This window comes from Serratia bockelmannii (assembly GCF_008011855.1).
In the GTDB taxonomy this organism is placed as follows: Bacteria; Pseudomonadota; Gammaproteobacteria; order Enterobacterales; family Enterobacteriaceae; genus Serratia; species Serratia bockelmannii.
The window spans coordinates 241944-255508 of sequence record NZ_VOUX01000033.1; the positions used below are offsets into that span (position 1 = coordinate 241944).

10 protein-coding genes are annotated in these 13565 nt (G+C 60.3%); 3 read left to right on the forward strand and 7 right to left on the reverse strand.

The annotated features are described in order from the left end of the window. Positions 1-164: 164 nt before the first annotated feature. A complete protein-coding gene (locus FOT55_RS17670; protein ID WP_060433096.1) occupies positions 165-941 on the reverse strand; it encodes an SDR family NAD(P)-dependent oxidoreductase in 777 nt (258 codons plus the stop codon). Between the two features lie 176 nt (positions 942-1117). On the opposite strand from FOT55_RS17670, the gene FOT55_RS17675 reads away from it, so the two are divergent. Then, entirely contained in the window at positions 1118-2032 is a 915-nt protein-coding gene (locus FOT55_RS17675) for a LysR substrate-binding domain-containing protein (RefSeq protein ID WP_060433893.1), read from the forward strand. A 67-nt stretch (positions 2033-2099) separates the two neighbouring features. Here the strand turns inward: FOT55_RS17675 and FOT55_RS17680 are convergent, their stop codons facing one another. Then, positions 2100-2720 (reverse strand): helix-turn-helix transcriptional regulator, encoded by a 621-nt coding sequence (locus tag FOT55_RS17680; RefSeq protein WP_016927684.1) that lies wholly within the window; start codon positions 2718-2720, stop codon positions 2100-2102. A gap of 110 nt (positions 2721-2830) precedes the next feature. After that, positions 2831-4288, reverse strand: a complete 1458-nt coding sequence (locus FOT55_RS17685) for an amino acid permease (RefSeq protein WP_147823812.1) — start codon at positions 4286-4288, stop codon at positions 2831-2833. Between the two features lie 618 nt (positions 4289-4906). Between FOT55_RS17685 and FOT55_RS17690 the strand changes: the two genes are divergently transcribed. Continuing rightward, positions 4907-6181, forward strand: coding sequence for a Glu/Leu/Phe/Val family dehydrogenase (locus FOT55_RS17690; RefSeq protein WP_025302877.1), 1275 nt, complete (start codon positions 4907-4909; stop codon positions 6179-6181). 39 nt (positions 6182-6220) lie between these two features. Here the strand turns inward: FOT55_RS17690 and FOT55_RS17695 are convergent, their stop codons facing one another. Next, positions 6221-7759 (reverse strand): long-chain-fatty-acid--CoA ligase, encoded by a 1539-nt coding sequence (locus tag FOT55_RS17695; RefSeq protein WP_147823813.1) that lies wholly within the window; start codon positions 7757-7759, stop codon positions 6221-6223. Between the two features lie 135 nt (positions 7760-7894). Here FOT55_RS17695 and FOT55_RS17700 point away from each other — a divergent pair, with 135 nt between their 5' ends. After that, complete coding sequence (locus tag FOT55_RS17700) at positions 7895-8464, forward strand: DJ-1/PfpI family protein (protein ID WP_147823814.1); 570 nt, start codon at positions 7895-7897, stop codon at positions 8462-8464. Positions 8465-8471: 7 nt separating this feature from the next. On the opposite strand, the gene FOT55_RS17705 is transcribed toward FOT55_RS17700, so the two are convergent. From FOT55_RS17705 to FOT55_RS17715, 3 genes are all read right to left on the reverse strand, one after another. Next, positions 8472-8825, reverse strand: a complete 354-nt coding sequence (locus FOT55_RS17705; RefSeq protein WP_060433101.1) for a DUF1493 family protein — start codon at positions 8823-8825, stop codon at positions 8472-8474. A gap of 157 nt (positions 8826-8982) precedes the next feature. Further along, entirely contained in the window at positions 8983-10425 is a 1443-nt protein-coding gene (locus tag FOT55_RS17710; protein WP_147823815.1) for an efflux transporter outer membrane subunit, read from the reverse strand. Position 10426: 1 nt separating this feature from the next. Continuing rightward, the gene (locus FOT55_RS17715) at positions 10427-13564 is read right to left on the reverse strand and encodes an efflux RND transporter permease subunit (RefSeq protein WP_147823816.1); all 3138 of its coding nucleotides are present in this window, start codon (positions 13562-13564) and stop codon (positions 10427-10429) included. Position 13565: the final 1 nt, after the last annotated feature.

The following is a 13565-nucleotide window of genomic DNA, read 5'->3' on the forward strand; positions in this document are numbered from 1 at the left end:
GCCAACATCGTAATGTTTGTCAGTTAGCGTTTTTCTGAAGGTATTGATGACGTTTTCGGGCGATAAATGAAAATGAGCAAGGGGCCGTAAGATGCTGCCCCTTGCAACCCACGCCTTTGTCCAATCCCCATGCCGCCCGCGGGTTAACTCGTGCGGCATGGTCATCAGGCGTTACGCCCCGCCATCACGCCGCCATCGATATCCCAGATAGCGCCGGTCACCCAGCCAGTCTTGTCAGAAAGCAGGAAAGTGATGGTTTCCGCGATGTCGACCGGTGAACCCACGCGTCCGATCGGATGAAAGCTGTCGAAGCTGTTCATCACATCCTTGACGTCGTCTTTCGGAATGAAGCCCTCATAAATCGGCGTGTGAACGACAGCTGGAGAAACCGCATTCACACGGATCCCTTTTTCACCCAGTTCAATAGCCAGGTTTTTGGTCAGCGCGTGCAGACCGGCTTTGGCCATTGAGTAGGCTGAAGACGGTGTGGCACCGATGGCCTGTCGTGCCCACATAGAGCCAATATTGACGATAGCGCCTTTGATATCGGCCTCGACCATATTGCGCACTACGTCGCGGGTGATAAAAAACGTGGCGCGGTTAATGCTCATGTACATGTCATAGTCTGACGCTTCGTGTTCTATAAACGGTTTCGGGAAGAACACGCCAGCCGCATTGACCAGCAGGCTGATATCTTTGTGTTCGCTGTTAATGATGTTCACTACATGCTGCAGACCTTCTTCTTTCATCAGGTCTGCAACGATGACGGAAACCTGGCCGTCTGCAGCCAGCGCCTGACGGGCCTGCTCGGCTTTGTCCTGACGATGGCCAACAAGCACCACGCTGCCGCCGCTTTTCAGGACCCGCTTCGCCGTTTCGAAGCCCATACCGCTTGTACCGCCGACCACTAACAGTTTTTTGCCAGCAAAAGATGTATTCATCGCTAACCTCTTTACATTCATCTGGTTGTCATTAATAAGAAGCCTGGCTTCTCATCGTGTGAAACCAGATTGCCACCCTGAAAACCGATTGACGACTGAGAAGAAATTGCGACACAGGAAAGAAAATCTTTCTCGCCGGCGTATACTGAGGAAAAGAATGAATCAGGATGATCACAATGCGATCGTTAAACCGACTTAAATGGCTGCACGCTTTTGAAGCCACCGCCAGGCATGGCAGTTTTACCGGCGCGGCACAGGAGCTGGGTGTCACACCCGCCGCCGTGGGTCAGTTGGTCCGTTCGCTGGAAGACTGGGTCGGACACCCGCTTCTTCACCGCACCCGCTCCGGCAAGGAGCGACTGACGCTGGTAGACGAAGCGCAGGAGGCCCTACAAGATATCACTCAAGGTCTCGATAAACTGGAAACCGGTTTAAGTAAGCTTCGTGGTCGCCGGTCACGCTCGGTGGTCGTGGTGACGGCGTCCCAGGTACTGATGATGAACTGGCTGATGGACCGCCTGAACCGGTTTGCGGAAACGCATGAGAATATCGATCTGCGGCTTAACGTCACGGAAAAGCTGATGGACGTGTCGTATGGCGAGGCAGATATCGGCATTCGCTGTGGACAGGGAGAGTGGCCCGGCGTGAGTAAAACCTGGCTAATGGATGAGGAAGCCGTGCTGGTCTGCAGTCCACGCCTGGCTCCCCCCGAGAAAATGGCCTGCAGTGAATGGCTCGCCACGCAAAAACTCATTCACGATGACACGCCGCATCCTGGTGCCGATTTTCCATCATGGGGTGATGCACTGAGAGCGGTCGGTGCGCCCGAAACGCGGGAAAGCGGGCTGCATATCAATTCTACTTCAGCAGTGATCCTGTCGGCGCTGAGCGGCAGGGGCGTGGCCATCGTTCGAAACGCTCTGGTAAAGCAGCTTATCGAGACCGGGCAGTTGGTTCATCTCCATCCCGACCATCGCTGGCCACTTAGATGGTCCTACTATCTGGTCACCCCGCAGCAACATGTCATGCGTGATGAAGTGAAAATTTTCCACGACTGGCTTCTTCAGGACGTCGTCTCAGACCGTTCATAAACGATCATCGCAGCTATTGCGCTACCTCGGCATTCGCCCTGGGGCGTCGTGCCCTTTCCCGCCGCCTTTACTCCTGCTTCAATTCCCGCAAGTGCTTGTACACCGTGGCGCGCCCCATCGACAGCACGTTGGCGATGTAGTCCGCGGCGCTTTTGGCCTTGAACGCGCCCTGATGGTAGAGATCGCTGACCAGTCGCCGTTTTTGTTCGCGGCTCAGCGCGCCGAGCGCGGCGTTTTCGCGCCGCAGCCAATCGTGCAGGAAAGTGTTGATCTTCTCCTGCCAGTCGTCTTTGAACAGCTCTTGTGGCTGAGGTTGCAATCGCGTGACCGACAGGAACATGTCCAGCGCGTTGCGGGCGTCCTCGAACATCGCGGTGCTCAGGTTGATGCACAGCAGATAGCTGGGCTTGCCCTGTTCGTCGCGTGCGGCAATGCTCACCGAACGCATCTTTTTGCCGTCCCAGTTCAGCTTCTCATAGGGGCCGGTCACGCCGGCGCCGCCATCGAGCTCGAAGTCTTCCAGCCCGGCGTCGTCGCCCGGTTTACGCTTCGACAGGTTGTTCGCCAGATAGGCAATCTTGTTGGTGGCCAGATCGTGGATCACCACTTCCGCATTCGGGAAAAACAGCGCCGCGATGCCGTCAGCGACCGAGCGCAAAAGTTCGAGTTGAGAAGAAGAGTTCGGCACGCTGGGGGTCTCCGTATGGCCCGGTTTGGTTTGCTGTTCAGCCGCTTAGCATACCGCAGTTGCCGCCGCTTGCCGAGTGGAGCGGCGGCAAGCGGCGTATCCTTCGCCGGTTATTCCGCCTCGGCGCCACGCCGATAAAACACGTAGCTCTCGCGCGCCACGCTGTCACGGACCCGATAGCGCCAGATCAGCCCGAGCGTGGTAAACCACAGCGGCATGCTGCACAGCGCGATCAGCGTATCGCTATCGAACACCATCAGTACCAGCGTAAAGGCGAAAAATGCCAGCGTCAGCCAGGCCATCGCGACCCCGCCCGGCATTTTGAAATTGGAATCGGCGTGCAGATCCGGTCGCTTCTGGCGATACACCAGGTAGGCGACCAAAATCATGCCCCAGCTGTAAACCACCAGGATCGCCGCCACGGTAGAGACGATGGTGAACAGCGTCATGACGTTCGGCACCAGTATCAGCAGCAAGGTGCCGGCCACCATGCAGAAGCAGGAAAACAGCAGGCTGCGGATCGGAATGGCCGTGGTGCGAGACAGAATGCGGAACTGACCGTGGGCGTGCTTTTCCATCGACAGGCTGTACAGCATGCGGGTGCTGGAATACACCCCGCTGTTGGCCGAGGACATCGCCGAAGTCAGCACCACGAAGTTGATCACCGCGGCGGCAGCCGGCAGCCCCGCCCGATCGAACAGCATCACGAACGGGCTGCTGTCCGGCGAGATGTGGCTCCACGAGGTGACGGCGATAATGGTCAGCATCGAGCACACGTAAAAGACGATGATGCGCGCCGGGATCGCGTTGATCGCCTTCGGCAACACCTTCTGCGGGTTTTTGGTCTCCGCCGACATCGTGCCCAGCAGCTCGATGCCGGTACAGGAGAAAATGGCGATCTGGAACCCGGCGAAAAAGCCGAAGATGCCGTGCGGCATGAAAATGGCGGGATCGGTGACGTTATGCAGCGAAGCGGTCACGCCGTCCGGCGAGGTCCATCCGCTGAACACCATCCAGGCGCCGGTGGCGATCAACGCGACGATCGCCACCACCTTGATCATCGCAAACCAGAATTCGGCTTCGCCGAACATCTTGACCGACAGCATGTTGAACAGACACAGAAACCCCAGCGTCAGCAGCGCCGGCAACCAGGGCGAGACGTTAGGCAGCCAATACTGCACGTAGCCGCCGCACACCACCACGTCGGCAATGCAGGTCACGACCCAGCTCAGCCAGTAGGACCAGCCGAGAAAAAAGCTGGCGCGCGGCCCCAGGTATTCGGAGACGAAATCGGCGAACGAACGGTAATCGAGCCGCGTGAGCAGCAGCTCCCCCATCGCCCTCATGACCATGAACATGAAAAAGCCGACGATGGCGTAAGTCAGTACGATGGAGGTGCCCGACAGCGCGAGGGTTTTCCCGGCGCCCATAAACAGCCCGGTGCCGATGGCGCCGCCGATCGAAATCAGTTGAATGTGGCGCGCGCTCAGCCCGCGCTGCAAGGTTTGGGCACAGTTTGGCCCCTCGGCTGAACCTGGGTTCAGCCGATCGCAGTGATTTTTTGTCATGGTGTTACCTGTCCGTCATTAAGGCGATTAAGCAACCGATATGCGGCTGCAGCAGGAGTGAAACGCCCGTGAGCGTTCTAACCGGCAAAAAAGTGAGACCGAACGCTGCCCGCCCCGTTGTAACAGGGAGGTAATAATAATGGGTACCGAGAAAATGCTCTCGTGAGCCGTCGTATCGCCCACGTTTGGCGAACATAGCCTGAGCGTGGTGGGTAAACACTACAATATCAAATGGTTATGCTTTCCCCTGTGCAACAAAAAAACGACGCCGGAGTCGTTTTAACATTAATTTAACTCTGGCGAGGGGAAATGCCATTGTCAACATGGCAGTTAAATAAAATGAAACTTTTTGATCACATTCAAGCTTCTGAAAAATAGATAAAAATGGTTTTTATGCGCTTTATATGCATAAAATATGCATGAGCTCGCTCACCGTCGACAAAAAGTAATTAACTATTCATTTGCCGCCCTGCAGGCGGCGAAAAACCGTCCGCTGGCCCGATGAGAGGGGGGCTAACAACCGGCATAATTAGTGGTAAATTTAGCGTCGCAAAGTGTTATGCGCTTGCTAATCCACGGTTAAACGAAATAAATACCTCTAAAATATAAAGGTTGGTTATGGAAAAGCTATCCTACGCTTCAGACAGCAGCACCACCGCTTGGGCTACATATCTGCAACAAATCGATCGCGTCGCCCCTTACCTCGGCGACCTCTCACGCTGGGTTGATACGCTGCGTCACCCTAAACGCGCTTTGATTGTTGATATCCCGCTGCAGATGGACGATGGCACCATCCGTCACTTCGAAGGTTTCCGCGTACAGCACAACCTGTCGCGTGGGCCGGGTAAAGGCGGTATCCGCTTCCACCCTGACGTCGATCTGAACGAAGTGATGGCCCTGTCCGCCTGGATGACCATCAAGTGTGCCGCGGTCAACCTGCCGTACGGCGGCGCCAAGGGCGGCATCCGCGTCGATCCGTTCAAACTGTCTGAAGGTGAACTGGAGCGACTGACCCGCCGCTACACCAGCGAAATCGGCTTCATCATCGGGCCACAGAAAGACATTCCTGCGCCGGACGTCGGCACCAACGCCAAAGTGATGGCCTGGATGATGGACACCTACTCCATGAACCACGGCACCACCATCACCGGCGTGGTCACCGGCAAACCCATCCACCTCGGCGGCTCCCTGGGCCGTGAGAAAGCGACCGGCCGCGGCGTGTTCGTCACCGGCAGCGAAGTGGCCAAGCGTCTGGGCGTGCAGATCGAAGGCGCCAAAGTGGCGGTACAAGGCTTCGGTAACGTGGGCAGCGAAGCGGCCCGTCTGTTCGTCGGCGTCGGCGCGCGCGTCGTCACCATCCAGGACCACTCCGCTACCCTGTTCAACGCCGACGGCATTGACCTGGTGGCGCTGACCGAATACCAGGCCAAGCACAAGCAGATCGCCGGCTTCCCGGGTGCCAGCGAGATCGAGAGCGAAGCGTTCTGGTCGGTTGACATGGACATTCTGATCCCAGCGGCGCTGGAAGGCCAGATCACCCGTCAACGCGCCGAAATCCTCAGCGCCAAGCTGGTGCTGGAAGGGGCTAACGGCCCAACCTTCCCAGAAGCGGACGACATTCTGCGCTCCCGTAACATCACCGTGGTTCCGGACGTTATCTGTAACGCCGGCGGCGTAACGGTCAGTTACTTCGAGTGGGTTCAGGACATGGCGAGCTACTTCTGGAGCGAGTCCGAGATCAACGAGCGTATGGACAAGATCATGACCGACGCCATGGTCCACGTCTGGAACAAGGCCGCAGAGAAAGAGTGCAGCCTGCGCACCGCGGCTTACATCGTGGCTTGTGAGCGCATCCTGACCGCACGTAAAGAGCGCGGCATCTACCCAGGTTGATGCCCGTATCCCGGCCTGCCCCGGCAGGCCGGATTCTCCTCAGCGCAAACAGCGTTTCAACACCTTACCGGTGCTGGTCATCGGCAAGCGTTCGACAAACTCGACGATACGCGGATATTTGAACGCCGCCAGCCGCTCCCGGCTCCAGGCGATCAGCGTTTCCTCCTCGATGGGCTCCTCCGTTTCTTTCAATACCACCACCGCTTTGATCTCTTCGCCCAGCGACGGATGCTCGACGCCGATCACCGCCACCAACGACACCGCCGGATGGCGAATCAGCGCCTCTTCAATCTCGCGCGGATAGACGTTGAACCCGCCGCGGATGATCATATCCTTGGCCCGATCGACGATGAAATAGAAGCCGTCGGCGTCGCGGCGCGCCAGGTCCCCGGTGCGAAACCAACCGTTTTCCAGCACGTCCGCCGTCGCCTCGGGGCGGTTCAGATAGCCTTTCATGATGTTGTAACCGCGTACCGCGATCTCCCCCACCTGATCGACTCCGTCGATCGGCTGCCCGGTGACGTCGAGCAAGCGCACCTCCACGCCCCAGATCGGTTGGCCGATGGAACCAGGTTTGGTCACGCGGTGCGGATGGTTAAAGGTGGCGACCGGGCTGGTCTCCGACAGCCCATATCCTTCGAGAATGTTGACGCCGAAGCGGCGCGAAAAATCCTCCAGGATCTGCACCGGCAAACTGGCACCGCCGGAGACCGCCATACGCAGCGTGCTGCGCAAGCGCTCGATATCCGTGTGCTCATCCAGCGCATTCAACAGCGCCCAATACATGGTCGGCACCCCGGCGAAGAAGGTGATGCCGTGCCGCTGCATCAGCGCGATGGCCTGTGCGGCGTCGAAGCGCTCGACCAGCACCAGGGTAGCGGCGGCGGAAAACCCGGCATTCATCTGCACCGTCGAGCCGAACGTATGGAACAGCGGCAGGGTCACCAAATGGCGATCGGGCTCCGTCTCTGAGCCGTCGAACAGCCGTACCGATCCCAGCGCGTTGAGCACCAGGTTGGCGTGGGTCAACTCCGCGCCTTTGGCCCGGCCGGTGGTGCCGCTGGTGTAGAGCACCACCGCCGTGTCGTTTTCGAGCGTCGCGGCCGAAGCGAATTCGGTAGCCTGCTCGGCTATCGCCGCGCTGAAACGTTCCCCCTCAAGCGGTAGCCGATCGCCGATGATAAACACCTCGCGGCATTGCTCCGCCTTCGCCGCCGCCCGCAGCGCCTCTTCCCCCAATGGCAAGCCGCTGCTGCCCTCGAAACAGAACAGCGCCACCGCCGCTGAATCCGCCAGGTAGTAGTCGAACTCTGCGCTTTTAAGCAGAATATTGAGCGGCACCACCACCGCGCCGCTTTTGAGAATGCCGTAATAGATAGCCGCAAACTCCGGTCGATTTGGGCAGGCCAGCGCCACCCGTTCGCCGGGCTGCACGCCGCGCGCGACCAGCAAATTCGCCACCCGGTTGGCCATTTCGTTCAGCGCCCGATAGCTGAGTGGGATATCGTCCTGTATCACCGCCGGCCGTTCCGGCCAGGTGCGCGCACTCTCTTCAAGCAAGGTAGCCAGATTCAGCATCGGGGATCCTCCCTGGGAATGAGCGGCGAGAAAAGCGCCGCAGTATCACGAGTATAGATAGGCGCTTTGCGGTTCGCATTCCCTGGAGCGCTGGGCTATACCTTAGGCAGTCCCTATCCCGCAGGAGTTGTGATCATGAGCAAGAAAAAGATCCTGATGCTGGTCGGCGACTACGCCGAAGATTACGAAACCATGGTGCCGTTTCAGGCATTGCAGATGATTGGCCATTGGGTGGATGCCGTGTGCCCCGGTAAAACCGTCGGTGACTACATTCAGACCGCGATCCACGACTTTGACGGCGCGCAAACCTACAGCGAGAAGCCCGGGCACCGTTTCATCCTGAACGCCGACTTTACCGCCGTCAAAGAAGAACACTACGACGCGCTCTTGATCCCCGGCGGCCGTGCGCCGGAATACCTGCGCCTGAACCCCGAGGTGATCGCGCTGGTACAGGCGTTTGACGCCGCGAAAAAACCGATCGCCGCCGTTTGCCACGGCCCGCAGCTGCTGGCAGCGGCCGGAGTATTGAAAGGCCGCACCTGCAGCGCCTACCCGGCCTGCGCGCCGGAGGTGCGGCTCGGCGGCGGCCATTATGCGGAGATCGGCATCGATCAGGCGCACGTCGACGGCAATCTGGTCACCGCCCCGGCCTGGCCTGCGCACCCGCAGTGGCTGGCGAAGTTCGCCGAGGTATTGGAGCAGTAATGCGGCGCTAGCGGAGCTGCTCGATCAGGAAGTGAATGTCGTACAGCCAGCGTTTGGCGCGCGCGGAGCGCACCAACATCGACACGCACAGCGGCCGGGGGTGTTCTTTGCAGGCGGAGGGAGAAAACCAGCGCCCGGTGTTGGCCGGCGGCTGGAAATACAGCTCGTGGTTATAGTTGCCGCTGTCGACGCCGAAGGTATCGAAGTAGCGGCGCATCAGCGTATTGGAATCGCTGAACGACAGGTGAAGCGCGGTGTTGATCTCGGTTTCCGGGGTGATGGCCACGCCCTTCTTCAACCGCCCTGGCGTGTTGAATGCGGCGATAAGCGCGATGACCTGTTGCTGAATATCTTCTGCCATGACGACCTCGAGCCGATATGAATAAAAGATGAATGCGGTTCTCTGTCTGACTCTGCTCACCGCAGCGAGTTCTGCCCGCCGGCCGGGTTTTCTGTTTCTTTACACTTTCCATAAAAAAACCGCGCGCAGCCAAACACCTGGCGCGCGCGGTCCAGGGTTAGCGGCTGAGCGTCGCCTTATCGGCGATGACGCCGTCCCCCTGCCGCTCGGCGGTAACGCCGCTGCCCAACACTTTATACAGGGTGGCCTGATTGTCGTACGCGGTCTGCTGCGCGGCGATCAGCGACTGCTGCGCCGTGTACAGCGTGCGCTGCGCGTCCAGCAAGGTCAGATAACTGTCCACGCCCTGGCGGTAACGCAGCTCGGCCAGGCGATAATATTGCTGTGCCGCCGCCACATAGCCGGTTTGCGCCGCCAGCTGTTCCTGCAGCGTGGCTTTGCGCGCCAGCGCGTCGGCGGTTTCCTGAAATGCCGTCTGCACCGCTTTCTCATAGGTGGCGACATACAGGTCTTTCTGCGCCTGGGTGTAGTTGAGCTGAGCCGTGTTATAGCCGCCGCTGAAGATTGGCAGGCTGATGCTCGGTGCGAACGACCAGACGCCGGCGCCGTGGCTGAACAACGAGGAGAGTTCACCGCTGCCCACGCCGCCGCTGGCGGTCAGGCTGATCGACGGGAAAAACGCCGCCCGCGCCGAGCCGATGTTGGCGTTGGCGGATTTCAGGTTATGCTCAGCCTGCAGCACGTCCGGCCGCGTCAGCAGCACCTGCGAAGACACCCCAGCCGGCAGATTGCGCATGATTTCGCCGAGCCCATCGATACCGCTCGGCAGCAGATTTTCCGGCACGCTTTGCCCCACCGCCAAATCCAGCGCGTTTTTCGCCTGCGCGGCGCTGGTCGCATAGCTGGCGGCGTCCGATCGCGCCTGTTGATAAACGGTCTCCGCCGACGCCACGTCAACCAGCGACGCAATGCCGTGCTGCTGGTTCTTACGCGTCACGTCCAGCGAACGTTTGGCGCTTTCCATCGTCTGCTGCGCCACCGCCAGATTGCTGCGCTCGGCCGCCACCGCCACCCAGTCGGTGACGATATCGGCGATCAGCGTCAGGCGAGTACTTTTCGCCGCCTCCGAATTGGCCAGGTAAGTTTCGAACGCCGCGCGCGACAGGCTGGCGTTTTTGCCGAACAGATCCAGCTCGAACGCGCTGACGCCGGCCTGCGCTTCATAACTCTGACTGATGGCGGTGGCATTGCCGCTACCGGTCAGCGAACGCCCGCGGCTGCCGTCGGCGGTGGCGTTGATCGTCGGGAACAGCGCCGAGCGCTGCTCACCGTACAGGGCGCGCGCCGAGGCGATATTGGCGATCGCCTCGCGCAGATCGCGGCTGCTGTCCAGCCCCAGCGCCACCACCTGCCGCAGCCTGGCGTCCTGCACATAGTCGCGCCAGGCGACGTCCGGGTAGCTCAACGCCTGCTTGCCGGCGGCCTCGCCCTGCGGCAGGTTGGCGGGCACCGGCGCCGCCGGGCGCTGGTAGTGCGGATCCAGCGACAGACAGCCGGTCAGCAGCAGCGGTAAAGTTAACATCATGACTCGTTGCAACACGTTATTCTCCTGCCTGTGACGGCGGGTTGGCGGGCCGGCGGGTAAACATGCGGCGCACCAACACATAAAACAGCGGTACGAAAAAGATGGCCAATGCGGTGGCGGTGATCGTACCGCCGATAATGCCGGTACCGATGGCGATTCGGCTGTTGGCGCCGGCGCCGCTGGATACCGCCAGCGGCAGCACCCCGGCGGTGAACGCCAGCGAGGTCATCAGGATCGGCCGCAGGCGCATGCGTGCCGCGTGGACCGCCGCGCCAATCAGCGTTTCCCCCCGCTGGTGCATCTCCTCGGCGAACTCGACGATCAAAATGGCGTTCTTCGCCGACAGGCCGATGATGGTGAGCAGCGCCACTTGGAAGTAGATGTCGTTTTCCAGCCCGCGCAGCGTGATCGCCAGCAGCGAGCCCACCACACCCATCGGCACCACCAACATCACCGCGAATGGAATCGACCAGCTCTCATACAGCGCCGCCAGGCACAGGAACACCACGATGAGCGAAATGGCGTACAGCGACGACGCCTGGCCGCTGGTCAGCCGTTCCTGATAGGAGAGCCCGCTCCAGGAATAGCTGCTGCCGGCGGAGTATTTCGCCGCCAGTTTCTCCATCTCGCTCATTGCCGTACCGGAGCTGACGCCGGCGGCGCCCTGCCCGGTGATCTCGAACGACGACAGCCCGTTATAGCGCGACAGGTTCTCCGGCCCGTAGATCCAGTGCGAAGACGCAAAGGCGGAGAACGGCGTCATGCTGCTGGCGCCCGACGCATTGGTGCCGCGCACAAACCAGCGGTCGAGGTCTTCCGGCTTGGCGCGGTACTGCACGTCGCCCTGCATATAGACTTTTTTCACCCGGTTGCGGTCGATAAAGTCGTTGATGTAGGTGCTGCCGAACGCGCTGCTGAGGGTGCTGTTGACGTCACCGGCGCTCAGGCCGAGCGCCTGCAGCTTGCCGTTGTCGATCTCCACCTGCAGCTGCGGGGTGTCCGGCAAGGTGTTGGCGCGCACTGCCAGCAATGCCGGATTGTTGCCGGCGGCGGCGACGATCTGGTCGCGCATCGCCTGCAGCTCGGCGCGGGTGGTCGCCCCTTTGGCCTGCAGCTCGAAAGTGAAGCCGTCGGACTGACCGAAACCGTCGATCGCCGGTGGGCTCATGGAGAACACCTGGGCGTCGCGCAGCGAAGCGAAGTGCGCCATGGCGCGTTTGGCGATGGCGTCGGCGGTGTTCTCGCTGCCGCTGCGCTGGCTCCAGTCTTTGAGGCTGACAAACGCCATGCCGGCGTTTTGCCCGCTGCCGCTGAAACCGAAACCGTTGATGGTGAAAATGGTGCTGACGTTGGCCTTTTCCTGATCGAGGAAATAGGCGGTCACCGCCTCGCTCACCGCCGAGGTGCGCGCGTTGGTGGCGCCGGCCGGCAAGGTGTACTGCACCATCACCGAACCCTGATCCTCATTGGGCAGGAAACCGGTCGGCAAACGCAGATACATCACGGCCGCGGCGATCAGCAGCAGACCGTACAGCAGCAGATAGCGCGTTGGCCGGTGGATCACTGCGCCGACCTTGTCGGCGTACTTCTCCTGCAGCCGGTTATAACCGCGGTTGAATCTATCCAGCAGCCCTTTGTCGGTCTGTTCTTCATGCGTCGATTTCAGCAATGTGGCGCACAGCGCCGGCGCCAGCGTCAACGCCAGCACCACCGACAGCACCATTGAGGAGACGACGGTGATTGAAAACTGACGGTAGATCACCCCGGTGGAACCACCGAAGAACGCCATCGGCAGAAACACCGCCGACAGCACCAGCGCGATGCCGACCAGCGCGCCGGTGATCTCGCGCATCGATTTCTCCGTCGCCTCGCGCGGCGGCAGTTTATCTTCACGCATCACACGTTCGACGTTTTCCACCACCACGATGGCGTCGTCCACCAACAGCCCGATCGCAAGCACCATGCCGAACAGCGTCAGGGTATTGATCGAATAGCCGAACGCCGCCAAGACGCCGAAGGTGCCCAGCAACACCACCGGCACGGTGATGGTCGGGATCAGCGTGGTGCGCAGGTTTTGCAGGAACACGAACATCACCACCACCACTAACACCACCGCTTCAAACAGCGTTTTCACCACCTCCTCGATCGAGATGTTGATGAAGTCGGTGCTGTCTTTCGGGTAGGCCACCTTGTAGCCCTGCGGCATCGCGCTTTGGTATTCCGCCACCTTGGCCTTAACCAGTTTGGCGGTGTTGAGGGCGTTGGCGCCCGCCGCCAGCTTGACCGCGATCCCCGCCGCCGGGTGGCCATTGAGGTGCGCGCTGGCGGAGTAGTCTTCGTTGCCCAGCTCAACCCGTGCCACGTCACCCAGCCGCACCAGCGCGCCGCTGCTGTCGCTTTTCAGGATGATATTGCGAAACTGTTCCGGCGTTTGCAGCCGCGACTGCGCCTTTACCGTGGCGGTCAGCTGCTGATCGGCGGCGGCCGGTAGATCGCCTACCTTGCCGGCAGACACCTGGGTGTTTTGCGCTTCGATCGCCGTCTGCACGTCGGAAGGCATCAGCGCATAGCTCGCCAGCTTGGTCGGATCCAGCCAGATACGCATCGCATATTCCGAGCCGAACACCTGCACGTCCCCCACGCCCTCGATGCGCGACAGCGGATCCTGCAGGTTGCTGACCAGATAGTCGGAGATATCGGCCATTGTCGCCTTGTCGCTTTCGTCATACAGCCCGACGATCAGCAGGAAGCTGCTCTGGGATTTCTTGACCGTCACGCCCTGCGCAGTGACCGCGCTCGGCAAACGGCTTTCCGCCTGCTGCACCTTGTTTTGCACCTGCACCTGAGCGATATCCGGATCGGTGCCCTGATCAAAGGTGACGTTGATGCTGACCGAGCCGCTGGAGCTGCTGGTCGAAGAGAAATACAGCAGGCCGTCCAGGCCGGTGAGCTGCTGCTCAATCACCTGCGTGACGCTGTTTTCCAGCGTTTCCGCGTCCGCGCCCGGGTAAGTGGCGGAGATGGAAATCTGCGGCGGTGAGACATCCGGGTACTGCGAGACGGGCAATGAATTGATCGACATCAGGCCGCACAGCATGATGATGATGGCAATCACCCAGGCGAATACCGGCCGCCGGATAAAGAACTGCGCCATA